Source organism: Rhodanobacter sp. FDAARGOS 1247 (assembly GCF_016889805.1).
In the GTDB taxonomy this organism is placed as follows: Bacteria; Pseudomonadota; Gammaproteobacteria; order Xanthomonadales; family Rhodanobacteraceae; genus Rhodanobacter.
This window is the reverse complement of sequence record NZ_CP069535.1, coordinates 326,703-352,897: the sequence shown is the minus strand read 5'-3', so window position 1 is coordinate 352,897 and position 26,195 is coordinate 326,703. Positions and strand designations below refer to the sequence as shown.

General features: G+C 68.8%; 26 protein-coding genes. 16 read left to right on the top strand and 10 right to left on the bottom strand.

The features are described from left to right. Positions 1-79: 79 nt before the first annotated feature. The 7 genes from I6J77_RS01510 to I6J77_RS01480 all read right to left on the bottom strand — a co-directional run bounded on the left by I6J77_RS01510 (position 80) and on the right by I6J77_RS01480 (position 5,651). Positions 80-388 carry a hypothetical protein gene (locus I6J77_RS01510; protein ID WP_204110293.1) on the bottom strand — a complete coding sequence of 103 codons (309 nt, stop codon included), beginning with the start codon at positions 386-388 and terminating at the stop codon, positions 80-82. Positions 389-447: 59 nt separating this feature from the next. After that, positions 448-750, bottom strand: a complete 303-nt coding sequence (locus I6J77_RS01505; RefSeq protein WP_204110292.1) for a hypothetical protein — start codon at positions 748-750, stop codon at positions 448-450. 624 nt (positions 751-1,374) lie between these two features. Then, positions 1,375-1,806 (bottom strand): DUF4826 family protein, encoded by a 432-nt coding sequence (locus I6J77_RS01500; protein ID WP_204110291.1) that lies wholly within the window; start codon positions 1,804-1,806, stop codon positions 1,375-1,377. A gap of 87 nt (positions 1,807-1,893) precedes the next feature. Further along, positions 1,894-2,358, bottom strand: a complete 465-nt coding sequence (locus I6J77_RS01495; RefSeq protein WP_204110290.1) for a hypothetical protein — start codon at positions 2,356-2,358, stop codon at positions 1,894-1,896. A 13-nt stretch (positions 2,359-2,371) separates the two neighbouring features. Beyond that, a complete protein-coding gene (locus I6J77_RS01490; RefSeq protein ID WP_204110289.1) occupies positions 2,372-2,782 on the bottom strand; it encodes a hypothetical protein in 411 nt (136 codons plus the stop codon). Positions 2,783-3,606: 824 nt separating this feature from the next. Then, positions 3,607-4,899: a cytochrome c gene (locus I6J77_RS01485; protein ID WP_204110288.1), complete on the bottom strand. Its 1,293-nt coding sequence runs from the start codon at positions 4,897-4,899 to the stop codon at positions 3,607-3,609. Further along, complete coding sequence (locus I6J77_RS01480; RefSeq protein WP_056764422.1) at positions 4,896-5,651, bottom strand: c-type cytochrome; 756 nt, start codon at positions 5,649-5,651, stop codon at positions 4,896-4,898. Before I6J77_RS01480 ends, I6J77_RS01485 begins: the two co-directional genes overlap by 4 nt. A gap of 398 nt (positions 5,652-6,049) precedes the next feature. Here I6J77_RS01480 and I6J77_RS01475 point away from each other — a divergent pair, with 398 nt between their 5' ends. From I6J77_RS01475 to thrC, 3 genes are read left to right on the top strand one after another with little or no spacing between them, the layout of a single operon-like run. After that, positions 6,050-7,201 carry a homoserine dehydrogenase gene (locus I6J77_RS01475; protein WP_204110287.1) on the top strand — a complete coding sequence of 384 codons (1,152 nt, stop codon included), beginning with the start codon at positions 6,050-6,052 and terminating at the stop codon, positions 7,199-7,201. Positions 7,202-7,209: 8 nt separating this feature from the next. Beyond that, positions 7,210-8,190 (top strand): homoserine kinase, encoded by a 981-nt coding sequence (locus tag I6J77_RS01470; RefSeq protein WP_204111363.1) that lies wholly within the window; start codon positions 7,210-7,212, stop codon positions 8,188-8,190. Continuing rightward, positions 8,187-9,506, top strand: coding sequence for a threonine synthase (gene thrC / locus I6J77_RS01465; RefSeq protein ID WP_204110286.1), 1,320 nt, complete (start codon positions 8,187-8,189; stop codon positions 9,504-9,506). Before I6J77_RS01470 ends, thrC begins: the two co-directional genes overlap by 4 nt. 149 nt (positions 9,507-9,655) lie before the next feature. Here thrC and I6J77_RS01460 read toward each other — a convergent pair whose 3' ends face one another. After that, entirely contained in the window at positions 9,656-9,943 is a 288-nt protein-coding gene (locus I6J77_RS01460; RefSeq protein WP_204110285.1) for a hypothetical protein, read from the bottom strand. A gap of 14 nt (positions 9,944-9,957) precedes the next feature. Between I6J77_RS01460 and I6J77_RS01455 the strand changes: the two genes are divergently transcribed. The 12 genes from I6J77_RS01455 (at position 9,958) to ubiA (ending at position 24,014) form a co-directional block, all read left to right on the top strand. Next, a complete protein-coding gene (locus I6J77_RS01455; protein ID WP_204110284.1) occupies positions 9,958-11,562 on the top strand; it encodes a 2-isopropylmalate synthase in 1,605 nt (534 codons plus the stop codon). After that, the gene (locus I6J77_RS01450; RefSeq protein WP_204110283.1) at positions 11,559-12,509 is read left to right on the top strand and encodes a branched-chain amino acid transaminase; all 951 of its coding nucleotides are present in this window, start codon (positions 11,559-11,561) and stop codon (positions 12,507-12,509) included. The genes I6J77_RS01455 and I6J77_RS01450 overlap by 4 nt, the downstream gene beginning before the upstream one ends. Further along, entirely contained in the window at positions 12,509-13,921 is a 1,413-nt protein-coding gene (gene leuC / locus I6J77_RS01445) for a 3-isopropylmalate dehydratase large subunit (protein ID WP_204110282.1), read from the top strand. The genes I6J77_RS01450 and leuC overlap by 1 nt, the downstream gene beginning before the upstream one ends. Beyond that, the gene (gene leuD / locus I6J77_RS01440; protein WP_204110281.1) at positions 13,918-14,499 is read left to right on the top strand and encodes a 3-isopropylmalate dehydratase small subunit; all 582 of its coding nucleotides are present in this window, start codon (positions 13,918-13,920) and stop codon (positions 14,497-14,499) included. The genes leuC and leuD overlap by 4 nt, the downstream gene beginning before the upstream one ends. After that, a complete protein-coding gene (gene leuB, locus I6J77_RS01435; protein WP_204110280.1) occupies positions 14,496-15,674 on the top strand; it encodes a 3-isopropylmalate dehydrogenase in 1,179 nt (392 codons plus the stop codon). The genes leuD and leuB overlap by 4 nt, the downstream gene beginning before the upstream one ends. Positions 15,675-15,959: 285 nt before the next feature. Further along, positions 15,960-17,663, top strand: a complete 1,704-nt coding sequence (locus I6J77_RS01430; protein ID WP_204110279.1) for a dihydroxy-acid dehydratase — start codon at positions 15,960-15,962, stop codon at positions 17,661-17,663. Continuing rightward, on the top strand, positions 17,660-18,670 hold the full coding sequence (ilvC, locus tag I6J77_RS01425; RefSeq protein WP_056763294.1) for a ketol-acid reductoisomerase: 1,011 nt from the start codon (positions 17,660-17,662) through the stop codon (positions 18,668-18,670). The genes I6J77_RS01430 and ilvC overlap by 4 nt, the downstream gene beginning before the upstream one ends. Positions 18,671-18,742: 72 nt before the next feature. After that, complete coding sequence (locus I6J77_RS01420) at positions 18,743-19,084, top strand: hypothetical protein (protein ID WP_056716657.1); 342 nt, start codon at positions 18,743-18,745, stop codon at positions 19,082-19,084. 166 nt (positions 19,085-19,250) lie between these two features. After that, a complete protein-coding gene (ilvB, locus tag I6J77_RS01415) occupies positions 19,251-21,023 on the top strand; it encodes a biosynthetic-type acetolactate synthase large subunit (protein ID WP_239309253.1) in 1,773 nt (590 codons plus the stop codon). A gap of 95 nt (positions 21,024-21,118) precedes the next feature. Beyond that, on the top strand, positions 21,119-21,367 hold the full coding sequence (gene ilvN / locus I6J77_RS01410; protein ID WP_007808724.1) for an acetolactate synthase small subunit: 249 nt from the start codon (positions 21,119-21,121) through the stop codon (positions 21,365-21,367). After that, positions 21,364-22,914 (top strand): threonine ammonia-lyase, biosynthetic, encoded by a 1,551-nt coding sequence (gene ilvA / locus I6J77_RS01405; protein WP_204110278.1) that lies wholly within the window; start codon positions 21,364-21,366, stop codon positions 22,912-22,914. Before ilvN ends, ilvA begins: the two co-directional genes overlap by 4 nt. A 170-nt stretch (positions 22,915-23,084) precedes the next feature. Continuing rightward, positions 23,085-24,014: a 4-hydroxybenzoate octaprenyltransferase gene (ubiA, locus tag I6J77_RS01400; protein ID WP_204111361.1), complete on the top strand. Its 930-nt coding sequence runs from the start codon at positions 23,085-23,087 to the stop codon at positions 24,012-24,014. A gap of 7 nt (positions 24,015-24,021) precedes the next feature. Here the strand turns inward: ubiA and I6J77_RS01395 are convergent, their stop codons facing one another. Both I6J77_RS01395 and I6J77_RS01390 read right to left on the bottom strand, forming a co-directional pair. Then, positions 24,022-24,729, bottom strand: coding sequence for a ComF family protein (locus I6J77_RS01395; protein WP_204110277.1), 708 nt, complete (start codon positions 24,727-24,729; stop codon positions 24,022-24,024). Between the two features lie 8 nt (positions 24,730-24,737). Further along, the gene (locus I6J77_RS01390) at positions 24,738-24,944 is read right to left on the bottom strand and encodes a hypothetical protein (RefSeq protein WP_007808713.1); all 207 of its coding nucleotides are present in this window, start codon (positions 24,942-24,944) and stop codon (positions 24,738-24,740) included. Positions 24,945-25,092: 148 nt separating this feature from the next. On the opposite strand from I6J77_RS01390, the gene bioB reads away from it, so the two are divergent. Further along, entirely contained in the window at positions 25,093-26,130 is a 1,038-nt protein-coding gene (gene bioB / locus I6J77_RS01385) for a biotin synthase BioB (protein ID WP_204110276.1), read from the top strand. The last annotated feature ends 65 nt before the right edge of the window (positions 26,131-26,195 follow it).

Here is a 26,195-nt window from a genome sequence, read left to right as displayed (position 1 = left end):
CCAGCAGCGGCTCGCAAGCTCAAGAGAAAAGCCTCATGCGACTGGAGTCGACAGGAAGGTTTCCACGGATTGGTTGGCGCTATCGCAGCCAGGAAAAAAGAACGGACAGCGTGCGCCGACGCCTGACGAAAGTGCGATCAATGGCGCGATCCGGCAAGAGCAGCAAGCCAAGGAAGGCAACCAATATCACGCCAGGAATCAAGGCGGCGGATAGCTTGTCACCAAACGCTGTAGTGGGTGCGCCGTTGTAGACAATGGATGCACTTGAGTCCAAGGCGAGAAAGACGAAGTACACCAACATCATCCCGGCGCCAAGCATCCCCACCATGACCCCGAGACGGAAGACGCGGCGCCGCCGACGCATTTTCTTTAGAGGTCGTGTATCCATATGCCTAACGCTGGAGTGAGGCGGCACGCAGGTTTTCGCGCATCCGCTTGAACGGTTGGTTACGCGCCACCCGATTTCCTGGGCAGGCCGAACAAAAAACCTGTAAGGATTGCCAACGGCAATGTGACCACTACAGATAGTTCGTGCATCTTGCTGTATTCGAACACTTCCCTGGAAACCTCGGTGTAGCCACCTTTGGCGCCCAGGAAGTATTGGCTAGCCTCTACTTTGCCGCTCAACGCATCGCCGCCCACGCGATACGCCACTGCGGCAAACACCAGAAAATTGACAACTGCTAAAGCGATGAAAACGGTGTGTGCGACATGGAGAGCTGGATGGCGGGTAAAGATATTGGAGCGCATGCGCTTTCCCATTATTCTGACGAAGTTATAGCGGAACCCGCGTCGCCGCCCATACCCAGTCGTGGCTCGCTCTCGGCTTGATATTCCACCCACTGGAACTTCGCGCCGCTCAAAGTGCGCGGCCCCGTCGTGTTCACCGGCGCCGCCAACAAGCTCGACGTGGCGAAGGTCGCTGGGGTGACGAACATTCGATTGGTGAAGGACAACGGGATGGGACGGCGGTTTACTCGATTGATTTGGCGCATTGAGCGCCATCTCGTGTAGGGCGGGCAAGGCCCGTCGCCCTGGCCGTTTTTTCGTTGGTCAATTAAAGCAAGAGCTTTCGTCCTCCTTGCGGAGGGCGAGTCCCTTTCTCTCGCTTGCCCGAGAGAAAGGAACCAAAGAGAGGGGCACCCCGCTTCCGCGCCTTGCGGACATCCTGTCCGCAAGGTCCGCGTGCGGGTTACGGGGTTTGTCAACAGGGCATCCTGCCCTGACGCCAAACTGGTCGGCATCCATGCCGACCACCCTGCGGGCTGATCCTCCACCCGCCCGCCGCTGCAGAGGGGCCCCGGGTAGAGCAGCGGGCCATCGTGGCCCGCACTTCTCAGAAAGGCCAGAGCCGCGCCAGCTGCGCCGTCAGCGCTAGCCCCACGCCTCATCGTCCTCGACCCACTCCAGAAGCAGCTCGGCTCTGGACGCCAGCAGCGGCGCAAGTTCTTCATCATTTTCGCCGGTGCCTATAACAAACGTCGGATGCGTTTCGCCGCGCGCCATGCAAGCTGCCTTTTCTTGCCAAAGCGACGCAATGGCTTTCACGGCTTCACGTGGATTGCGGACACCTGCTGCCGAAACGTAGTCACAAGGACAGTCGCCACAAATGGCCCACCAACCGACAGCACTCTGTGTGGACGCGCTGCCGATACGCCACACCGACACGTACGGGGACGCCGACCAGGCGGGAACCTCCTCGACGACGCCGTGTTGAACGCCCTCACGATGCAGGTATGCGAGCACTTCGCCACGCTGCTCCGCGAACCAGCGCGCCTCCACTTCGGGGTCTTCGTAATCTTCCATGGATCAGCACCACTACTCGATTCGCGCGATATCTCAGGACAAAAGCCTCACGCGGCTGGGATTGACGGGAAGTCTCTTACGGAGTGGTCAGGCCGGAACCTGAGTTGACATGCCTTCCGTAAGCTTGCCCCGCCCGTGGAAGGTCAGGGCCGCTTCCGCTGCACATGCGACGAACGCCTCCCACTCGCTCATCTTGAACACCTCGGAGTCGTGAATGACATGTTTGGGCGTGGCGGAGCACAGTAGTTCCCAGCCATCGTCCAGGCGCTTGAGTGACTGGATCTCATCTGCCGAAAAAACGGGCGAAGGAAAGTTGGCCTCGCAGATCGGACGGGTAATGAAGTCCTCCCATTGATTGAGCAACTCGCCCATACCCAGTCGTGGCTCGCTCTCGGCTTGATATTCCACCACCCACTCAACGTACTCGATGAGGCGGTTGCGGATACGTTGTTCCAGCACCAGAGGGTCCATGACATCCGTTGAAGTGGTTCGCGCAGAATTGGAAGCCTGACGCTGAGGTTGAGCGTCGGCGAAGTCGTTCGCCTTGATCAAGATGCTGGACGACTCACCAGAACCGCCACCAAGGCCGCCTTGTTTCTGTTGGTGAAGTGTTGCCGTCCGGATACGTAATGCGGTCGGCCTGCGGGTCATATACAGCCAGCCCATGCTTCCGTGCGAGTGAGTGAACGAAGACGGATACGTAGTCTGCTTTTGACCAGACTGACGGCATGATGACGTGCCCGGGAGAGCGATCGAGCGCACAGCTCCAGGGACAAAGATCGTGGTCGTCGACGAGGTCGTCCGGGATCGTGTCGATTTCGGGATGCTTCGCTGTCAGTTCGGTGTAGAAAGCGTCGACGGAGGCATGCGGCTCGATTTGGCATGCCTCGTCCTCGCACAAACGGGCATAGAGCAAGCCGGCCTCCTTGTCCGTGAGGCGATCATGCGGATACCACACACCCAAATCGAAGCTCATCGACCCGCCCGTCCGGCGCATGCTGGGCCCCGCATTGGGGGCATATGCCACGGATGTTCAGCGCTGGCCTGTTGCGCGTCAAGCAGAAACCTCCCAAAGTTCGGCGGGCGTTTGCCGGGCGAAGTAGTGCAACGAGCCTGAGGTGCGGGCTCGCTTTTGAACGCCTCCTTGAGGCCGAAATCAAGCCACTCACAGGGCTCCAAGGATCAAGAGCGAACCCCACCCCAACCCTTTCTGCGACCGAAGGAAGTCCCTTTAGGGGCAAGCAGGGGAGGGAGATAGGCGAGGCGCTGCCGCACGCCTAAAACGAACGACGCGCACCGTCACTCGTACGTGCCCGTCGACAGCCCTGCCGACGGCAAACTTTCCGCCTTCGCTCTTCGCTCTTCGCTCTTCGCTTTTCGCTTTTCAGCTCTCGCAACCGCGCAGCGGTTGCGCACCGAGTGCGGGCCACGATGGCCCGCTGCTCTGCCCGGGCCCCTCTGTAGCGGCGGGCGGGTGGAGGATCAGCCCGCAGGGTGGTCGGCATGAATGCCGACCAGTTTGGCGTCAGTCCATGGATGGACTGTCGACAAACCCCGTAACCCGCACGCGGACCTTGCGGACAGGATGTCCGCAAGGCGCGGAAGCGGGGTGGCCTTTCTCTTGGGTTACTTTCTCTTTGGCCACTCAAAGAGAAAGTGACTCGCCCTCCGAAGGAGGACGAAAGCTTTTGCTTTGAATGGTGGCACGTGGGCAGGAAGCCCCCACTTCCTGAAGGAAGATCAAGAGCGGAGACCCCACCCCGGCCCTCCCCTGCGAGCAGGGGAGGGAGACGAGCCAACTCAATCGATCGGCGTATGCCGATATGTGCTCACGTCCGCAGCTTGCACCGCCCCCGCCTGGTTCGACCACGACTGGCGGATGTAGCTGACCACCGCCGCGACGTCCTCGTCGCTCAGTTGCTGCGCGAACGGCGGCATCGAGTACGGCTGCGGGTTGCCCGCGGTGACCGGGGCGAAGCCGCCGAGCAGCACGCTGCGGGTGGCGTTGATGCCGGTGGGTTCGGTGACCGAGGTGTTGCCGTCCAGTGGCGGGTAGATGCCGGCCACGCCCTGGCCGTTGTCGCCGTGACAGTCGGCGCAGCGCTGGGCGTACAGCTTGCCGCCCTGCTCGTGGCTGGCCGCGCGTTTGAACGGCGCGGCGGCCACGACCGGTGCGCGTGGCGGCAGCGATTGCAGATAGACGGCTATCGACTGCAGGTCGGCGTCGGTCATGTGCTGGGTGCTCAGGCGCACCACGTCGGCCATCGGTCCGAAGGCGCTGCCCTTGGCGGACTGGCCGGTCTTCAGCAGGTCGACGATGTCCGGCGCGCTCCAGCCGGCGAGGCCGCCGCCGGCCTGGGTGCTGAGGTCGGGCGCGTACCAGTTCATCGCCGGGATCTGGCCGCCGGTGAGGTGGCGATCCGGTTCGATGCCGCCCAGCGAATCGCGCGTGGTGTGGCATTCGTTGCAATGGCCCAGGCCCTGCACCAGGTAGGCACCGCGGTTCCATTCGGGCGACTTCGCCGGGTCGGGCTGGAACACGCCCGGCTTGAAGTACAGCGCGCGCCACGCCAGCAAGCTCTTGCGCACGTTGTACGGAAAGTCGAGGCCCGGTTCGCTGTTGGGGCGATGCACCTCCGGCAGCGATTTCAGGTAGGCGAAGATCGCCAGCGCGTCGTCGCGGGTGACCTTGGTGAACGAGGTGTAGGAGAACACCGGATACAGCAGCTGGCCGTGGCGGCCCCTGCCGTCGTGCAGCGCGCGCCAGAAATCGTCGAAGCTCCACTGGCCGATGCCGGTTTCCGGATCGGGCGTGATATTGGGCGCGGGCACGTCGCCGAACGGCGTGGCCAGCGCGCGGCCGCCGGCGTAGCGCTGGCCGTCGCGGGCGGTGTGGCAGGCCGCGCAATCGCCGGCGGTGGCCAGGTATTCGCCCCGCGCGATGATGGCCGGATCGTGCAATGCCGCGGTGTCGGCATCGCGCTGCGCCGGCGACGACGAAGCGACGTGGCCGCCGCCGACGAACACCCACGCCAGCACGCCGACCAGCAACAGCAAGGCCAGCCACCACCAGCCACGTCGCAACCGGCTCATGGCGCCACCCCGCTGTGGCCCATCACGCACCAGCCGGGCAACGGCTCGGTCTGCGCACTGGCCGGTGCCGGGTGCAGGTCGGCCGGCGGCTCCTGGCTGGCCAGCCACGCCGATACCGCGGTGATGTCGGATTCGCGCATGCGGTTGGCCACCACGCCCATGCAATACGGGCCTTCGGCCGCGCGGGTGCGGGTGCGCCACGACACCAGCTGCGCGCTGAGGTAGTCGTAGGACAGGCCCATCAGCCCGGGCATCATCGGCTGCACGCCCGTCAGTTTCGCGCCGTGGCAACTGACGCACGACGGCACGCCGCGGGTGGAGTCGCCGCGCAGCACCAGCTGTTCGCCGCGACGCAGGGTTTCGGTGGAAACCGGCGGCACCGGCAGCTTGCGATACGGCACGTCCTGCTGCGCGAAGTATTCGGCGATCTGCCGCAGATAGGCCGGACCGAGCTGGCGCACCACGTATTCCATCGGCGCGTGCTGGCGCTGGCCGGTCTGGAAATATTCCAGCTGCTGCAGCAGATAACCCGCCGGCTTGCCGGCCAGGCGCGGGATCAGCACGTTGTCCGGCGTGCCCGCACCGTGCGCGCCATGGCAGCTGGTACACGCGGCGACGCGCTGCTCGGTAGTGTCGGGCACCGGCGCCGCGGCGCTCTGCGGGGTGGCGGCGGACGCCGTGGCGCCGGCACCGAAGGCGAGCAGCACGACGGCCGCGCGGAGCTTCGTGCGCAGGGAAAGGGACAGGTTCATCCGCCAATTGTAGGCCTGCGCAACCGGCCGCTTCGGGCTCGCGACAACCTGCCGCAGGCCGGCGGCGTCGCCGTTCCGCCCGGTTCCCGCCACGAAAAGGTTGCAGATGAATCTGTTGACCGCAGCGCAGCAATCCCCGTAAGGTCGAGCACATGTCGCCGCTTTCCACGCCAGCACGCCCGCACTGCGCACCGGTCCACACCGGTCGCATGGCGTCGTGCGCGGGCGTTGTCGCCGCGATGACCACCACCACGATTACCACCGGTACCGGTACCACGGGTTCCGGGCGGGGTGTCGTGCGTAGGTAAGTTTTCTACACGCAACGGCCCGCCCTCGACGAGGCGGGCCGGCTCACACCGACACGCCAGCGAGATCGGGCCTCCAAGGGAGAGGCCGTCGTGATCACCTGTGCACCCGAGCAAGTCCAGCATTTTCCGTTGCCGCCGCCCGCGCCGCCGCGCACCGCCAGCACGCGTCGCCGCGTGCTGGCGATCGGCGTGATCGGTCCCGGTCGGGTCGGCAGCGCGCTGCTGGAACAGTTGCGCACGGCGCAGCCACGACTGGCCCGCGACAGCGGACTGGAACTGAAGCTGTGCGGCGTGGTGGCCAGCAAGCGCATGTGGCTGGACTGCGACGACGCCGAGCTCAACGCCCGCCACGACGGCGCGCAGGTCTGGCGGCCGAATGACCTGGACGCGTTCGCCGAACACGTCCGCGGCAACGATGGCCGCCACGCGCTGCTGATCGACTGCAGCGCGAACGACGAGGTGGCGGCGCACTATCCGCGCTGGCTCGCCGGCGGCCTGCACGTGGTGACGCCGAACAAGCTGGCCGGCAGCGGGCCGCTGCCGCGCTGGCAGGCGATCCGCGCGGCCTGCGCCGGCGGCGCGCGCTTCCGCTACGAGGCCACCGTTTGCGCCGGCCTGCCGGTGGTGCAGACGCTGCGCGACCTGCTCGACACCGGCGACGAGCTGCTGGCGGTGGACGGCATGTTCTCCGGTACGCTGGCCTGGCTGTGCAACCGCCACGACGGCCGCCAGCCGTTCTCCGCGCTGGTGCGCGAGGCGCATGCGCTGGGCTATACCGAGCCCGATCCGCGCGATGACCTGTCCGGCCTGGACGTGGCGCGCAAGCTGGTGATCCTGGCGCGCGAAGCGGGCTGGCCGCTGTCGCTGGAGGATGTCGACCTGCAAGGCCTGGTGCCGCCGGCGCTGGCCGCACTGCCGCGCGACGACTTCATGCAGCGGCTCGACGAACTGGACGCGCCGATGGCCGCGAAGCTGGCCCAGGCGCATGCCGAAGGTGGCGTGCTGCGCCACGTGGCCCGGCTCGACCGGCACGGCCACGCCAGCGTGCGGCTGCAGGTGCTGCCCGCCAGCCACGCCTTCGCGCACACCCGGCTGACCGACAACATCGTGCAGTTCACCACCCGCCGCTACTGCGATAATCCGCTGTCGGTGCAAGGCCCCGGCGCCGGTCCGGAAGTGACCGCCGCCGGCGTGTTCACCGACCTGCTGCGCATCGCCGAGTCGCTGGAGGCGCGCGCATGACTTCCTCATTGTCGGAACCCGTCATGGCTCCATCGCACCCCGCCGCCCGCCCGCCCGTCGCCTGCGCCTTCGCACCCGCCAGCGTCGGCAACGTCGGCGTCGGCTTCGACCTGCTCGGCCACAGCGTGGCCGGCGCCGGTGATCGCGCCCAAGTGCGCCGCATCGACGAGCCGGTGGTGCGCATCGCGGCGATCCGCGGCTGCGTCACGGAGCTGCCCACCGATCCGCGCGCAAACACCGCCGGCACCGCGCTGCTCTCGCTGCGCGCCGCGCTCGACCTGCCCTGCGGTTTCGAGCTGGTGCTGCACAAGGGCATCGCGCTGGGCTCGGGCATGGGCGGCTCGGCCGCCTCGTGCGTGGCGGCGCTGGTCGCGGCCAACGCCCTGCTCGACCAGCCGCTTTCGCGCGAGGCGCTGTATGCCTTCGCGCTGGACGGCGAGGCGGTGGCCAGCGGCAGCCGGCACGGCGACAACCTGGGCTCGATGCTGCTCGGCGGACTGGTGCTGGCCACCCACGAGCGCCTGCTGCGCATCGACGTGCCCGACGCCTGGCACTGCGCGCTGGTGCATCCGCACGTGGTGCTGGAAACGCGCAAGGCGCGCGCTGCGCTGGCCGGTCATTACGAACTCGGTGAATTCGTGGCGCAGAGTTCGAACCTCGCCCTGGTGCTGGCCGGCTGCTATCGCGGCGATGCTGCACTGGTACGCGAGGGCTTGAAGGACGTACTGGTGGAGCCGCGCCGCGCGCCGTTGATTCCCCATTTCGCGCAGGTGAAACAGGCCGCGCTCGATCACCACGCCCTGGGCGCCAGCATCTCCGGCGCCGGCCCCAGCGTGTTCGGCTGGTACGACAATCGCCGTGACGCCGAGGCGGCCAGCGTGGCGATGCAGGCCGCGTTCGCCGACGCCGGGCTGGACAGCGATGCGTGGGTGTCGCCGGTCAACGGGCCGGCGGCCGCGCTGATCGATTCGCTCGGGGACGACGCATGAACGCGTCCATCCGCTACCACAGCACCCGCAACGCCGCGCCGACCGTGCCGATCAGCCAGGCGATCGCCGCCGGGCTGGCGCCGGATGGCGGACTGTACGTGCCCGAACGGCTGCCGCGCCTCGACCCGGCCACGTTCGACCCGCACGGCACCCTGGCCGACACCGCCGCCACCTTGCTGGCGCCGTTCTTCGCCGGCGATGCACTGGCCGCCGAACTGCCCGCGATCTGCGCCGAGGCGTTCACCTTCGACGCGCCGCTGCGCGCGCTGCCGGCGCATCCGGACACCTTCCTGCTGGAGCTGTTCCACGGCCCCACCTCGGCATTCAAGGACTTCGGCGCACGCTTCCTCGCCGCCTGCCTGCGCCGGTTGCCGCGCAGCGATGCACGACCGCTGACGATCCTGGTCGCCACCTCGGGCGACACCGGCGCGGCAGTGGCGGCGGCGTTCCATCGCCAACCGAACATCCGCGTGGTGATCCTGTATCCCGATGGCCTGGTCTCGCCGCGCCAGGCGCACCAGCTCGGCTGCTTCGGCGACAACGTGACCGCGTTGCGCGTGGCCGGCCGTTTCGACGACTGCCAGCGCATGGTCAAGGCCGCGCTCAACGACGCCGAACTGCAGGCGCAGGTGCCGCTGTCCTCGGCCAACAGCATCAGCCTGGGCCGCCTGCTGCCGCAAATGAGCTACTACGCCCACGCCGCGCTGGACTGGTGGCGCGAACACGGCACGCCGCTCGACTTCATCGTGCCCACCGGCAACCTGGGCAACGCGCTGGCCTGCCTGTGGGCGCGCGAGATCGGCTTGCCGATTGGCGAGGTGCAACTGGCCTGCAACGCCAATGCCACCCTGCCGGAGTTCTTCGCCGGCGCGGACTACCGGCCGCGCGAAGCGGTGGCCACCATCGCCAACGCGATGGACGTGGGCGCCCCGAGCAACTTCGAGCGCCTGCGCTGGACGTTTCCCGATGACGCGCCGTTGCGCCAGCTGCTGCGCGCACAGAGCGTGGACGACGACACGATCCGACAGACCATCCACGATCATGCGCGCGGGCATGGCGAGGTGGTCTGCCCGCACACCGCCACCGCCATGCACCGTCTCGACCGGCTGCGCGGCAGCGGCGATCAGCGGCCCTGGGCCGTGGTGGCCACCGCCCACCCGGCCAAGTTCGAGAGCATCGTGGAGCCATTGATCGGCCATCCGGTCGAGGTGCCCGCGGCGCTGGCGAACATGCTCGCGCGCCGGTCCCATGCCGAATCCGTCGCCGCCGACGATGCCGCCCTGCGCGCGCGATTGACGGCCGCGCTCGAGGCCTGACCCGGCGACCCGGACCGCCCTGCGGGTCGCGCGGAACCCCGCCGATTCGGCAGGGTTCGACGGGGACGCGGGTTTCGCCGATGGTTTCATCTGCATCCATTTGGACGGATAGCCGTCCGAACGCGATTTCGACCGCTTAGAAGATTTCTTCATAAGATTTTTGTTGACAGCCGATACGGGCATCGCTTACGGTCGATCACATGTCGCAGCGCAACAGCCACCGCAGCCTCGCCAATGGAAACCGTCTCCTGACGGTTGCCGGCCTGCTGCAGGCTCGCGGCACGCTCCTTCTTGCCCTCGTACTCGTACTCCTCATTACCAACGGAGGTGCGGGCTGAGGGCATGTGTCCAGGTAAATAGAAAAACCTGAAAACACCCAAAGAACCCCGCACCCGGTAACGGATGCGGGGTTTTTTTATGCCTTCGGCGACGCCCACACAGCGGAGCCATGATGAAAAACCCCGACCAGCACAACGCCCCCGCCAGCGACGACGACGTAGTCGCCGAACGCGTGCGGATCTTCGACACCAGCTTGCGCGACGGCGAACAGGCGCCCGGCTTCTCGATGGACCGGCGGGCCAAGCTGCGCATGGCGCAGCAGCTCGAGGCGCTGGGCGTGGACGTGCTCGAGGCCGGCTTTCCGCAGGCTTCGCCGGACGATTTTGCTGCAGTTGCGGAAATCGCCGGCACGCTGAAAAGCACCACGGTATGCGCCCTGGCGCGTTGCCAGGATGGCGACATCGACAGCGCCGCCCGCGCGCTGCAGGCGGCCCGGCACGCGCGCATCCACCTGTTCCTGTCGACCAGCCCGCTGCACCGCGAACACAAGCTGGGCATGAGCAGGGCGCAGGTGCTGGACACCGCGGTGCGCGCCATCGAACGCGCCCGCGACCATTGCCACGAAGTGGAATTCTCCGCCGAGGATGCGCTGCGCACCGAGCCCGAATTCCTGGCGGAGGTGTTCAGTGCCGCGGTGGCGGCCGGCGCCACCACGCTGAACGCGCCGGACACGGTGGGCTACACCACGCCGTCGGAAATCGTGGCGCTGTTCGAGTACCTGCGCCGCCACGTGGCGGGCGCGGAGCGGGTGATCTTCTCCAGCCATTGCCACAACGATCTGGGCATGGCGGTGGCCAACAGCCTGGCCGCGGTGAGCGCGGGCGCGCGCCAGGTGGAATGCACCATCAACGGCATCGGCGAGCGCGCCGGCAACGCCGCGCTGGAGGAAGTGGTGATGGCGCTGAAGGTGCGTGCGCCGCACTTCGGCGTGGACACGCGCATCGACACGCGCCAGCTGTATCCGACCTCGCGCCTGCTCACCGAGTTGACCGGTCAGGCAGTGCCGCGCAACAAGGCGATCGTGGGCGCCAACGCGTTCGCCCATGAATCGGGCATCCACCAGCACGGCATGCTGAAGCATCGCTGCACCTACGAAATCATGCGGCCGCAGGACGTGGGCATCGCCGCGACCAGCCTGGTGATGGGCAAGCATTCCGGCCGCGCCGCGCTGCGCCAGCGATTGCAGGCGATGGGCTACACGCCCGACGACGCCGCGCTGGACGACATCTTCACCCGCTTCAAGATCCTCGCCGACCACGGCCGCGAGCTGCACGACGAAGACCTGGAAGCGCTGGCGCTGGGCCGCGACCCGAACGCCGGCGGCCCGTGGCACCTGGTGCAGTTGCACGCCAACTCGCATTTCGGCGGCAGCGCGTCGGCGTCGGTCAAGTTGAGCCACGACGACGGGCATCACGCCGCCGAAGCAGCGATCGGCGATGGTCCGGTGGACGCCGTACTGCGCGCGATCGAACGCGCCACCGGCACGCCGCTGGAACTGACCCGGTTCCAGATCGACGCCATGGGCGAAGGCGCCGACGCGCCGGGCCATGCGCAATTGAGCGCCCGCCATGCCGGTCGCGACTGGCGCGGCCACGGCGACAGCACCGACATCGTCGAAGCCGCCGCCCTGGCCGCGCTGGTGATCGTCAATCGCATCGAACAACAGGCGTCCGCCGCCGCTGCCCCCGCCACCCGCAACCTGGGAGCCACCGCATGAACCATGGCCACACACCTTTCGTCTGGCACAACGGCCGGATCAAGCCGTGGGCCGAGGCCAACGTCCACGTCAGCGCCCACGCGCTGCATTACGGCTCGTCGGTGTTCGAGGGCGAGCGCGTCTACGCCACGCCGCGCGGACCGGCCTACTTCCGCCTGGCCGAGCACACGCGGCGGCTGTTCGAATCGGCCCGCGTCTACGAGATCGAGGTGGGCTACAGCGAGGACGAGATCAACGCCGCCTGCCTGGAGCTGATCCGCGCCAACGCGATGCCGTCGGCCTACGTGCGGCCGATCGTGTTCCGCGGCGCCGGCGGGCTGGGCGTGCTGGCGAAGGCGGACGCGCCCGTCGACGTGGCGCTGATCGCGCTGAACTGGGGCGCGTACCTGGGCGAGGCGGCCGAGCGCGGCGCCGATGTCTGCGTGTCCTCGTGGAACCGTCCCGCGTCGAACACCATCCCGAGCTGGGCCAAGGCGGGCGGCAATTACCTGTCGAGCCAGCTGATCGGGCTGGAGGCCCGCCGCAACGGTTACGACGAGGGCATCGCGCTGGGCCACAACGGCCTGCTCAGCGAAGGCGCCGGCGAAAACCTCTTCGTGGTGAAGCGCGGCAAGCTGCTCACCCCGCCGTCCAGCGCCGGCATCCTGGCCGGCATCACCCGCGATGCGGTGATCACGCTGGCCGCCGATCTCGGCATCGCGGTGGAGGAGCGCGACCTGCCCCGCGAGGCGCTGTATTCCGCCGACGAAGTGTTCATGACCGGCACCGCCGCCGAGATCACCCCGGTGCGCTCGGTCGACCGCAAGCCGATCGGCAAAGGTGCGCCCGGACCGATCACCCAGCAGCTGCGGCAGGCGTTCTTCGGCCTGTTCGATGGACGTACCGAGGATCGCTGGTCCTGGTTAACGCCCGTCCACAGCGAAGCCACCGCGCAGGAGGCTGCGTGATGGCCAAGACGCTCTTCGAAAAAATCTGGAACGCCCACGTCGTCGCCGCCGAAACCGCGGACACGCCGGCGATCCTCTACGTCGACCTGCACTTGGTGCATGAGGTCACCTCGCCGCAGGCCTTCAGCGAACTGCGCGAGCGCGGGCTGAAACTGCGCCGGCCCGATCGCATGCTGGCCACGCTGGATCATTCCACCCCGACCTTGCCGACGAACGACGACGGCAGCCGACCGTATGCGAACGCCGAGGCGCAGGCCCAGGTCGCGCAACTGGAAGCGAACTGCCGCGAGTTCGGCGTCGAGCTGCACGGCTGGGACAGCGAAGACCGCGGCATCGTGCACGTGATCGGCCCCGAGCTGGGCGCCACGCAGCCCGGCATGACCATCGTCTGCGGCGACAGCCACACCTCCACGCATGGGGCGTTCGGCGCGCTGGCGTTCGGCATCGGCACCACCGAGGTCGGCCACGTGATGGCCACGCAATGCTTGCTGCAACGCCGGCCGAAAACCATGGCGATCCATGTCGACGGCCAGCTGCCGCCGGGCGTGGGCGCCAAGGACCTGATCCTGCACATCATCGGCAGCATCGGCGTCGATGGCGGCACCGGTTACGTGCTGGAGTACCGGGGCGCGGCGATCGAGGCGCTCACGATGGACGAGCGCATGACCGTGTGCAACATGTCGATCGAGGCCGGTGCGCGCGCCGGGCTGATCGCCCCGGACGACACCACGTTCGCGTGGCTGAAGGGACGTCCCCGTGCGCCGCAAGGCGAAGCGTGGGAGCACGCGGTGGCGCAATGGCGCGCGCTGCGCAGCGACGACGGCGCGCGTTACGACCGCGAGGTGCGCATCGACGCGGCCGCGGTGAAACCTACCGTCACCTATGGCACCCATCCCGGCATGGCGATCGCGATGGACGCGCCGGTGCCGGCGGCGACGAATGCGCAGGAACGCCGCGCGCTCGACTACATGCAGAGCCGCCCCGGCCAGCCGATGCAGGGCACGCCGGTGGACGTGGTGTTCGTCGGCAGCTGCACCAACTCGCGGTTGTCCGACCTGCGCGAAGCGGCCCGCGTGCTGCATGGCCGCCGCGTCGCCGACGGCGTGCGCATGCTGGTGGTGCCCGGCTCCGAGGCAGTGCGCCGCGACGCCGAGCGCGAAGGCCTGCACCACGTGTTCACCGCCGCCGGCGCCGAGTGGCGCGTGCCGGGCTGCTCGATGTGCATCGCGATGAACGGCGACCTGGCGCAGCCCGGGCAACTGGTCGTATCCACTTCCAACCGCAACTTCGAGGGCCGCCAGGGCAAGGGTGCGCGCACCGTGCTGGCCAGCCCGGCGACGGCTGCCGCCAGTGCGGTGGCCGGGCGCATTGCCGATCCGCGCGAGTACACGACGCAGGAGCAAGCCGCATGAAACCCGTCACCCATATCCACTCCCGCACCGCCGTGCTGCCCGACGAAAACATCGACACCGATCGCATCATCCCGGCGCGCTTCCTCACCACCACCACGCGCGAGGGACTGGGCCGGCTGTGCTTCCACGACTGGCGCTACCAGGCCGACGGCAGCGACAACCCGGCCTTCCCGCTGAACCGGCCGGAGGCGCGCGGCTGCTCGATCCTCGTCGCCGGGCGCAATTTCGGCTGCGGCTCCTCGCGCGAACACGCGCCGTGGGCGCTGCTGGATTACGGCATCCGCGCGGTGCTGTGCAGCGAGATCGCGGACATCTTCCGCGGCAACGCGCTGAAGAACGGCCTGCTCGCCATCGTCATCGATGAACTGGAGCACCGCTGGCTGCTCAAGCACCCGGGCATCGAGCTGGCGATCGACGTGCGCGAGCAGTACATCGCGCTGCCCGACGGCGGTCGCATCCCGTTCCGCCTGGAACCGTTCGCGCGGCACTGCCTGCTCAACGGCGTCGACCAGCTCGGCTACCTCTTGCAACACCGTGACGCCATCGCCCGCTACGAACAACAGGAGCAAGCAGCATGAAAGCCCGCATCGTGACCCTGCCCGGCGACGGCGTCGGCCCCGAGGTCACCGCCGCGGCGGTGGCCGTATTGAAGACCGTGGCCGCGCGCTACGAGCACGTGTTCGCGTTCGATGAGCAGCTGATCGGCGGCATCGCGATCGATGCCACCGGCGAACCGCTGCCGGCCGCTTCGCTGGCGGCGTGCCAGGCCGCCGACGCCGTGCTGCTGGGCGCGGTCGGTGGCCCGAAGTGGTCGGACCCGAACGCGCCGGTGCGACCCGAGCAGGGCCTGCTGGCGCTGCGCGCCGCGCTCGGCGTGTACGCGAACCTGCGCCCGTTGCAGGTGCATCCGGCCCTGGCCGATCTGTCGCCGCTGAAGAACGAAAAGCTGAAGGACGTCGACGTGCTGTTCGTGCGCGAACTCACCGGCGGCGCCTACTTCGGCGCGAAGACGCGCACCGCCGACACCGCCACCGACGAATGCAGATACACCCTGGTCGAGATCGAACGCGTGGTGCGTCGCGCCTTCGAGCTGGCGCGCGATCGTCGCCAGCACGTCACCTCGGTCGACAAGGCGAACGTGCTGGAAACCTCACGGCTGTGGCGCAGCACGGTGCAGCACATCGCCGCCGACTACCCCGACGTGAAGCTCGAACACCAGCTGGTCGACTCGATGGCGATGCTGCTGCTGACCCAGCCGAGCCGCTACGACGTGGTGGTCACCGAAAACCTGTTCGGCGACATCCTCACCGACGAGGCCGCCGCGCTGGCCGGCTCGCTGGGGCTGCTGCCGTCAGCGTCGCTTGGCGATCGAGCCCCCTCATCCGGCCCTGCGGGCCACCTTCTCCCGTCAACGGGAGAAGGGAGTTCGGTGCGGCCTGCGGCCGCCTCGACCCTCATGGGCCTGTACGAACCGATCCACGGCTCGGCACCCGATATCGCCGGCCAGGGCGTGGCCAACCCGGTCGGCGCGATCCTCTCCGCCGCGCTGCTGCTGCGCCACTCGCTGCAGCTGGAGGCCGAGGCGGTCGCGATCGAGGCGGCAGTGGAGCAGGTGCTGCGGCACGGCCCGCACAGCCGCGACATCGGCGGACAGGCCGGCACTGCCGAGGTGCTCGATGCGGTGCTGACCGCGATCGAGGAACACGCCGACAACGCCGCCGCGTTCTTCTGTGGAGCGCGCGCATGCGGCTGATGCGCACCCACGCTTTCCCCGGCGGACACAGGGACGTGTCCGCGCTTTCTGCTGCCCCTGGCGTGCCAGCGGCCAGGACGGTTCGTGGTCGCCGTGATGGCGCCGCCCCCTGTCCCGTCCGGCCAACCTCCCTCTGCACGCCGGGGGCGCTTTTTTTTTCGGACTTCCGCGGTCCAGGCGAGCTCGCTTCGATGAGCTTTACGGCGAGCACCCGCCCCTCATCCGCCCCTTCGGGGCACCTTCTCCCCAGCGGGGAGAAGGGAATTTGTCCTTCGGAGCTTTTCCATGCGCAGTGACCTGATCAAGAGCGGCCCCGACCGCGCTCCCGCCCGCGCGATGTTGCGTGCCACCGGCCTGGACGACGCGGCGATCGCGCGACCCCTGGTGGCGGTGGTGCACACCTGGTCGAACGTGAGCCCGTGCAACCTCAACCTGCGCGAGCTGGCGGTCGAGGCCGCCGCCGGCATCCGCGCCGCCGGCGGCACGCCGGTGGAATTCAACACCATCGCGGTCACCGACGGCATCGCGATGGGCACGCCCGGCATGCGCTCGTCGCTGATCAGCCGCGAGGTGATCACCGACTCGATCGAGCTGGCGGTGGACGGCCACTGCCTCGACGCGATGGTGGTGCTGTGCGGCTGCGACAAGACCATCCCGGCCGCGGCGATGGCGATGGCGCGGCTGGATATCCCCGCGGTGGCGCTGTACGGCGGCACCATCGCGCACGGCACCCACGACCACCATCCGATCACCGTGCAACAGGTGTTCGAGGCGGTCGGCGCGCACGGCGCGGGCAGGATCAGCGACGAGGAGCTGACCGCGGTCGAGCGCGACGCCTGCCCCGGCGCGGGCGCCTGCGGCGGCCAGTTCACCGCCAACACCATGGCGATGGTGCTGACCGCGATGGGCCTGTCGCCGGTGGGCTACAACGACATCCCCGCCACCCATCCGGCCAAGGGCGCGGCGGCGTTCCGCTGCGGCGAACTGGTGATGGAATGCCTGCGCGCGAACCGCACGCCGCGCGCCCTGATCACCCGCACCGCGATGCGCAACGCCGCGCGCATGGTTGCCGCCACCGCGGGCTCCACCAACGCGGTGCTGCACTTGCTGGCGATCGCCCGCGAGGCCGGCGTCGAGTGGACGCTGGAGGATTTCGAGCCGGCCTCGGTGCACACGCCGGTGATCGCCGACCTGCTGCCCGGCGGCCGCTACACCGCGGTCGAGCTGTTCGGCGCCGGTGGCAGCGCGCGGGTGGCGCAGGAACTGATCGCCGCGGGCATGCTGGAAGACGCGCCCACCGTGACCGGCCGCTCGCTGTTCGACGAAGTCGCCGCGGCGCCGCGCGCCGACACCCAGGACGTGGTGCATCCGGCCAGCGCTCCGCTGAAGCCCCGCGGCGGCTACTCGATCCTGTACGGCAACCTGGCGCCGGAAGGCTGCATCCTGAAGATTCCCGGCAAGAGCGGCAGTTTCGAAGGTACGGCGCGCGTCTTCGAGAGCGAGGAGGAAGCGTTTGCCGCGGTGCAGGGCGACCGCATCCGCGCCGGCGACGTGCTGGTGATCCGAAACGAAGGCCCGGCCGGCGGGCCGGGCATGCGCGAGATGCTCGGCGTCACTGCGGCCCTGGTCGGCCGCGGCCTCGGCGACGACGTGGCGCTGATCACCGACGGTCGCTTCAGCGGTGCCACCCACGGTTTCATGGTCGGCCACGTCGCGCCCGAGGCGGCGCGCGGCGGACCGATCGCCCTGCTGCGCGACGGTGATCGCATCGCCATCGATGCCGGCCAGCGCGAACTGCGCACCGACGCCGACCTCACCGCACGCCGCGCGCACTGGCAACCACCGGCGCCGAAGGTCAGCCGCGGCGCACTGGCCAAGTACGCCCTGCTGGTCGGCTCGGCCTCCGACGGCGCCACCACCCACCCCGACACCCGTGTACCCAACCGCACGCCACGCACTGAAACATCCAACCAGGGAGCTACCGCATGAGCAGCCATTCCACCCTCGCCTCTTCCCGCATCGCCGTGCTCGGCTACGGCAGCCAGGGCCGCGCGCACGCGCTCAACCTGCGCGACTCCGGCCTCGACGTGGTGATCGGCCTGCGCCCGAACGGCCCCACCTCGCACAAGGCGAAAGCCGACGGCTTCACCGTACTGGAACCGGCCGAGGCCGTGCGCGGCGCCGACCTGGTCGCCGTGCTGACCCCGGACATGGTGCAGCCGGCGCTGTACCGCGAGGCGATCGAGCCGAACATCAAGTCCGGCGCCGCGCTGCTGTTCGCGCACGGCTTCAACGTGCACTTCGGGCAGATCAATCCGCGCAGCGACATCGACGTGATCCTGGTCGCGCCGAAAGGCCCCGGCGCGCTGGTCCGCACGGAGTACGAACGCGGCCGCGGCGTGCCGTGCATCTGGGCCGTGCACCAGGACGCCAGCGGCCAGGCCGAGGCGAAGACGAAAGCCTACGCCGACGGCATCGGCGGCGGCCGCGCGATGATCATCAAGACCGACTTCAAGGAAGAGACCGAGACCGACCTGTTCGGCGAGCAGGCGGTGCTGTGCGGCGGCGCCAGCGAGCTGGTGATTGCCGGTTTCGAGACGCTGACCGAAGCGGGTTACCAGCCGGAGATCGCCTACTACGAGGTGATGCACGAGCTGAAGCTGATCGTCGACCTGTTCTACGAGGGCGGCCTCAGCAAGATGCTCGAGTTCGTCTCCGAGACCGCGCAGTACGGCGACTACGTCAGCGGCCCGCGGGTGGTCGACGCCGGCGTGAAGGCACGCATGAAGGACGTGCTCACCGACATCCAGGACGGCACCTTCGCCCGCAACTGGACGGCCGAATACGCCGCCGGCCTGCCCAACTACAAGCGCCTGAAGCAGGCCGACCTCGATCACCCGATCGAACAGGTCGGCGCGAAGCTGCGTGCGCGGATGCCGTGGTTGCAGCCGAGCGCGGCAAAACCCGCCGTCGAGCCGCTGAAGAAAGTGGGCTGAGCCCGACCCGGGCCGCCGGCACCAGTCGCCGGCTGTCCGTCACATCACCTGCCCAAACACACGAGGTCTGCCATGAAACGTTTCCATATCGCCCTGGCCGTTGCCGACCTGGGCGCCTCCATCGCCGATTACACCAGCCGCCTGGGCCAACCGCCGCAGGCGGTGGTCGCTGGCACCTATGCCATGTGGCGCACCGACCAGCTGAATTTCTCGATCAACCAGCAGCCCGAACGCGCGGGCCAGCTGCGCCATGTGGGCTTCGAGGATGACGACGCGCACGGCTTCAACTGCGATGCCGACGTCAACGGCATCCCGTGGGAGCGCTTCTCTCCCGTGGCGCAGGAGCTGCGCATCATCTCGACGTACGGCGTGCCCGTGCACGCGCCCGCCGCAGACGAACTGATCCGCAACTAGCTCGCCGCCCGCGCCGCGCACCGCAACGTTCCATCGACCGCCGGCGCGTGTCGCATCCAGGAAATGCATCGTGACCACAGCAACCCTGACAGCCAGCGCTGCCAAAGCCTTCAGCGTCGATCCCGCGCCGCTCGCGAGCGCGCCTTCCAGCGGCGCCGAGTCGATCGTGCAGGTACTGGCCGACGAAGGCGTGGAGGTGCTGTTCGGCTATTCCGGCGGCGCGATCCTGCCGGTGTACGACGCGGTATTCCGCTACAACGCCCTGCACCCGCGCGCCGATGGCAGCGAGCCGATGCCGCTGATCGTGCCGGCCAACGAGCAGGGTGCGGGATTCATGGCGGCCGGCTATGCGCGCGCGTCGGGCAAGGTCGGCGTGGCCATCGTCACCTCCGGGCCGGGCGCCACCAACATGGTCACGCCGGTGCGCGACTCGATGGCCGACTCGATCCCGCTGGTGGTGATCTGCGGCCAGGTCGGCACCGCGGCGATCGGCAGCGACGCCTTCCAGGAGGCGCCGATCAGCAACATCATGGGCGCCTGCGCCAAGCACGTGTTCCTGGTCACCGACGCGGCGCAACTGGAAGCGACCCTGCGCACCGCGTTCACCCTGGCGCGCAGCGGCCGGCCCGGCCCGGTGGTGGTGGACGTGCCCAAGGACGTGCAGAACGCCGCGCTCGCCTGGCGCGGCAGTGGCGAGCTGGCGCTGGCCGGCTATCGCGCGCGGCTGCGTGCGGTGGAGCAGTCGACGCTGGGTGACGCCGACTGCGCGGCGTTCTTCGCCGCGCTGATGCAGGCGCGGCGGCCGCTGATCTACGCGGGCGGCGGCGTGATCGCGGCGGAGGCCGCCGCTGCGCTGCGTGCCTTCGTCGACGCGTTCGGCCTGCCGGTCACCACCACCCTGATGGGACTGGGCGGCTTCGACAGCACCGACCCGCTGGCGCTGCACCTGCTCGGCATGCACGGCACCGCGTACGCGAACTACGCGGTGGAGGATTGCGACTTCGTGCTGGCGCTGGGCGCGCGCTTCGACGATCGCGTGGCGGGCGTGCCGCACAAGTTCGCCCCGCAGGCGAAGTTCATCGCCCAGGTCGACATCGATCCGGCCGAGATCGGCAAGGTGAAGCAGGTCGACTGGCACCATGTCGGTCCGCTGAAGCGCGCGCTGGAGCGGCTCACCGCGTACGGCCTCGGCCATGGCTTGCGACCGAAGCTGGACGCCTGGCACGCCCACGTGGCCGAGCTGAAACGCGTGCACGCGATGAACTACGACCGCGCCAGCGCGCTGATCCAGCCGTACGCGGTGATCGAGGCGATCAACCGCCACGCCCAGGGCCGCGCCATCGTCAGCACCGGCGTCGGCCAGCACCAGATGTGGGCCGCGCAGTATTTCGACTTCCGCGCGCCGCGGCATTGGCTCACCTCCGGCTCGATGGGCACGATGGGTTTCGGCCTGCCCGCGGCGATCGGCGCGCAGTTCGCCCATCCGGACAAGCTCGTCATCGACATCGACGGCGACGCCAGCATCCGCATGAACATCGGCGAGCTGGAAACCGTCACCACGTACAACCTGCCGTTGAAGATCGTGGTGCTCAACAACGTCGGCGACGGCATGGTGCGGCAGTGGCAGAAGCTGTACTTCAAGGGCCGCTTCGCCGCGTCGGACAAGAGCCTGCACAGGAAGGACTTCGTGCTGGCCGCGCAGGCCGACGGCTTCGGCTGGGCGCGGCGGCTGGAGCGCGTGGACGAACTGGAGCCGCTGGTCGCCGACTTCCTCGCCTTCGACGGCCCGGCCTTCCTGGAAGTGATGATCGACCCGGACGCCGGCGTGTATCCGATGGTCGGCCCCGGCGCCAGCTACGCCCAGATGATCACCGGCGAGTTCATTGCGTCGCGGGCGGCACCGGTCGAGCGCGAGACCGCTGCATCGCACATGTTCTGAGCCGTGATTTTTCCATCCACCAGAGATCGCGACAAATCTTCATCGTCAGCAAGGTTCGTTACCGAGAAGGATTCACCCCAACGGAGTCACCTGCCATGAACCACACCCTGTCCATCCTGTTGCAGAACGAAGCCGGCGCGCTGGTGCGCGTGGCCGGGCTGTTTGCCGCGCGGGGCTACAACATCGACACGCTGACCGTGGCGGCCACGCACGATCCCGCCGTGTCGCGGCTCACGCTGAGCCTGCAGTGCGACGACGCCGGTGTCGCGCAACTGTTGCAGCAGACCCGCAAGCTGGTCGACGTGCTGCAGGTGGCGCATCCGGCCACCGCGCTCGCGGCATGAATGCCGTCGCGCCCCTGCCCGACGACGCAGCCGACCTGCTGGCGCAGATCCGTGCCGCGCGCGTCTACGAGGTGGCGCAGGCATCCGCGCTGGAGGCGGCGCCGCTGCTGGGCGAACGGCTGGGCCGGCCCGTGCTGCTCAAGCGCGAGGATCAGCAGAGCGTGTTCTCGTTCAAGCTGCGCGGCGCGTACAACCGCATGGTGCAGCTGGATGCGGCGCAGCGCGGGCGCGGCGTGGTCGCCGCCTCGGCCGGCAACCATGCGCAGGGCGTGGCGCTGGCTGCGGCGAAGCTGGGCATCCGCGCCACCATCGTGATGCCGGTGACCGCGCCGCAGGTGAAGGTGGACGCGGTGCGCCGCTTCGGCGGCGCGATGGTCGAACTGGTGCTGACCGGCGATTCGTACAGCGACGCCCAGGCCGCCGCCGCCCGGTTGCAGGCCGAGCGTGGCGCGGTGTTCGTGCATCCGTTCGACGACCCCGCGGTGATCGCCGGCCAGGGCACGATCGGCCTGGAGATCCTGCGCCAGCACCCCGGCCCGCTCGAGGCGGTGTTCGTGCCGGTCGGTGGCGGCGGCCTGCTCGCCGGCGTCGCCGCGTGCATCAAGGCGCTGCGGCCCGAGGTGAAGGTGATCGGCGTGCAGGCGGCAGATTCGGATGCGATGGCGCGTTCGCTGGAAGCCGGCGCGCGCGTCGCCCTGGACGAGGTCGGCCTGTTCGCCGACGGCACCGCGGTGAAGCAGGTCGGCGCGCTGACCTTCGCGCTGTGCCGCCAGCATGTCGACGCGATGCTGCGCGTCGACACCGACGCGATCTGCGCCGCGATCCGCGACATCCACCAGGACACCCGCAGCGTGGCCGAACCGTCCGGTGCGCTGGCGCTGGCCGGGCTGAAGCACTACGTGGCCACGCACGATGGCGGTCATGGCGCGCTGGTGGCGATCGTCTCCGGCGCCAACATGAACTTCGACCGCCTGCGCTTCGTCGCCGAGCGCGCCGAGGTCGGCGAGCAGCGCGAGGCGGTGTTCGCGGTGACCATTCCCGAGGAACGCGGCAGCTTCCGCCGCTTCTGCGCCACGCTGGGCCGGCACGACATCACCGAGTTCAATTACCGCATCGGCGACGCCCGCCTCGCGCACATCTTCGTGGGCGTGCGCATCGCCAACCGCGACGAGCGCGAGGCGCTGGCCGCGGCGTTCCGCGCGCAGCAGTTCGACGTGCTCGACCTCACCGACGACGAACTCGCCAAGCTGCACCTGCGCCACATGATCGGCGGCCGCTCGCCGCTGGCCCGCGACGAACTGCTGTACCGCTTCGAATTCCCCGAGCGCCCCGGCGCGCTGACCCGCTTCCTCGATCACATGCACCCGGACTGGAACATCAGCCTGTTCCACTACCGCAACCACGGCGCCGACCACGGCCGCATCCTGGTCGGCATCCAGGTGCCCGCCGCCGAATTGCCGCTGTTTCGGCGTTTCCTCGACGCGCTGGGCTATCCGCATGTGGATGAGAGCGCGCATCCGGCGTACCGATTGTTGCTGCATCAGTAGCTCGCCGGCGCGACTTGCCGTTTCGCGCATGGCGTCACGCCACGATCGGCCGCGGCTCACGCTAAACTGCGTCGATGGCTCCTCCACCTCGCAAACGCCAGCGGCGCAAGAACGCACCCTCGCCTGCCGTGCGGCCACGACCCGGCGCGGCGAAGGCCGCGCCCAGGCCGGTGCAGCCCGCGGACAGTTCGACCCGCGCCACGCGGGTGCTGAACTGGCTGCTGCAGAAACTGCCGGCGCAGTATCGCGAGAAGGCGCTGGATTACCTGGTGCTGACCCGCATGGATCGGCCGATCGGCGCCCTGCTGCTGCTGTGGCCGACCTGGTGGGCGCTGTGGCTGGCCGCGGGCGACTTCCCGCCGTGGAAGCCGCTGGTCATCTTCACCCTGGGCGTGTTCGCGATGCGGGCAGCCGGCTGCGCGATCAACGATTACGCCGACCGCAAGCTCGACCCCCAGGTGGAGCGCACCGCCGGGCGACCGATCGCCTCGGGGCGGGTCACCCCGCGCGAGGCGCTGATCGTGTTCGCCGCGCTGCTGGCTTTCGCCTTCGTGCTGGTGCTGTTCACCAACCGGCTGACCATCGAGCTGTCATTTGCCGGCGCCGCGCTGGCGGCGATCTACCCGTTCACCAAGCGCTGGACCTACCTGCCCCAGGTGGTGCTGGGCGCCGCGTTCGGCTGGTCGATCCCGATGGCGTTCGCCGCGGTCGCCGGCAGCGTGCCGCCGATCGGCTGGCTGCTGTTCATCGGCAACATCCTGTGGTCGGTGATCTACGACACCGAATACGCGATGGTCGACCGCGAGGACGATCTCAAGGTCGGCGCGAAGTCCACCGCGATCCTGTTCGGCGACGCCGACCTGCCGATCCTCGGCATGCTGATGGGCACCTTCCTGCTGGCCATGTTCTTCATCGGCCAGCGCGCCGTGCTGGGCTGGCCGTACTGGCTGGGCCTGCTGGTCGCGGCCGGCCTGTTCGGCTACCAGCACTGGCTGATCCGCGACCGCATCCGCGACGCCTGCCTCGCCGCCTTCCGCCACAACAACTGGCTCGGCCTGGCGGTGTGGATCGGCATCGTGCTGGCGCTGGCGGTGAAGTAGTCCGCTCTTAGCGGTTGCCGGCCCGCGCCAGCGCCCACACGTCGACCTGCCGCACGCCGGCGCGGCGCAGCACGCGGGTGCATTCGGCCAGGGTGGCGCCGGTGGTCATCACGTCGTCGAGGATCGCCACGTGCGCAGGCAGGGTGACGCCTTCGCGCAGCGCGAATGCGCCGTGCACGTTGCGGCGACGGGCGACGGCGTCGAGTTCGGTCTGCGCGGTGGTGGAGCGACGGCGCAGCAGGGCGTCGTGCGACAGCGGCACGCCAAGCTTGCTGGCCAGCGGCCGGGCCAGCTCCAGCGCCTGGTTGTAGCCGCGCCGACGCAGGCGGCTGCGATGCAGGGGCACCGTCAACAGCAGCTGGGGCAACCGGGGCGGTTGCGGTTCGCGCTGCCACAGCATCGACAGCACGCGGCCGGCGGCGAGATCGGAAGAAAACTTGTAGCGCGATTCCAGTCGATCAAGCGGCCAGCCGTAGCGGAAGGGTGCCCACGCGCTGTCCCATGGTGGCTGGCTGCGCTGGCATTCGCCGCACAATGCCGCCGGCGTGGCCAGCGGCAGTGCGCAGCGCGCGCAGCAACTTCCGTTGCGGGGCAATTCGGCGGCGCAGGCCTTGCACAGATCGATGTCGTGCTCGCCGCGGGCGTTGCACAGCAGGCAACGCAGGGGCAGCACGAAACGCTGCAGGGTTCGCCACGGCGTGGCCAGGAAGTTCATCCGGGGGATCAGCGCGCGGGCTTGTACAGTGCTGCGTCGAGGATCGACCACAGATGGATCAGCCAGCCCAGCAGCACGATCCACAACACCGCCGCCAGCACGAACATGATGATCGCCTTGAGCAGGCGCCCCTGCACCAGCTGGCCCAGGCCGGGGATGAAAAAACTGCAGATCGCCGCGAGCACGTTGCCCGTACTGCCTTGCCCTTCACTCATCCGACCGCCCCCAGTTGGTATCGCGAAGGCGCGATGGTAGCGGGAGCGGAGCGCCCAAGTCTCGTCAACTTCACTTAATATCGTTCGGTTGACACGCCTCGGGGCGGCTCCCACACTCTCGCGCTTGTTCCTCAGCGAGTGGTATTCCATGGCCGAAACCGTTCTCCGTCACGACTGGAGCCGCGCCGAGGTGTCCGCGCTGTTCGCGCTGCCGTTCAACGAACTGCTGCATCGCGCCCACACGGTGCATCGCGAACATCACGACCCGAACGCGGTGCAGGTGTCGACCCTGCTGTCGATCAAGACCGGCGGCTGCCCCGAGGACTGCGCGTACTGCCCGCAGGCGGCGCGCTACGACACCGGCGTCGCCGCGCAGAAACTGATGGACGTCGACGACGTGCTGGAACGCGCCCGCGCCGCCAGGGCCGCCGGCGCCAGCCGCTTCTGCATGGGTGCCGCCTGGCGCGGCCCGAAGGATCGCGACATCCCCAAGGTCGCCGCGATCGTGCGCGCGGTGAAGGACCTGGGCCTGGAAACCTGCGCCACCCTGGGCCTGCTCGGCGACGGCCACGCGCAGCAGCTCAAGGACGCCGGCCTCGACTACTACAACCACAACATCGACACCGCGCCGGAGTTCTACGGCGAGATCATCCACACCCGCGAATACCAGGACCGCCTGGTCACCCTGGAGCAGGTGCGCGACGCCGGCCTGAAGACCTGCTGCGGCGGCATCGTCGGCATGGGCGAGACGCGCGAACAGCGCGCCGGCCTGCTGCAGGCGCTGGCGAACCTGCCCGAGCATCCGCAATCGGTGCCGATCAACCAGCTGGTGCCCGTGCCCGGCACGCCGCTGGGCGATGCCGAGCCGCTCGATCCGTTCGAGTTCGTGCGGGCGATCGCGGTGGCGCGCATCCTGATGCCGCTGTCCATCGTGCGCCTGTCCGCCGGCCGCCAGCAGATGGACGACGCGGTGCAGGCGCTGTGCTTCTTCGCCGGTGCCGGCTCGATCTTCTACGGCGAGAAGCTGCTGACCACCGGCAACCCGGACGTGGAAGCCGATCGCGCGCTGTTCCGCCGGCTCGACCTGCATCCGATGGAGGTGGTCGAGAGTGCGGGCACCGTGCATGCGGACATCGGCGAAGGCGCCAGCTGCGGGCAGGGCTGTGGCTGCAGTGCGGCGGCCTGAGAGCACCCCACCCCAACCCTCCCCTGCGACCGGAGGAAGTCCCTTTGGGGCAAGCAGGGGAGGGA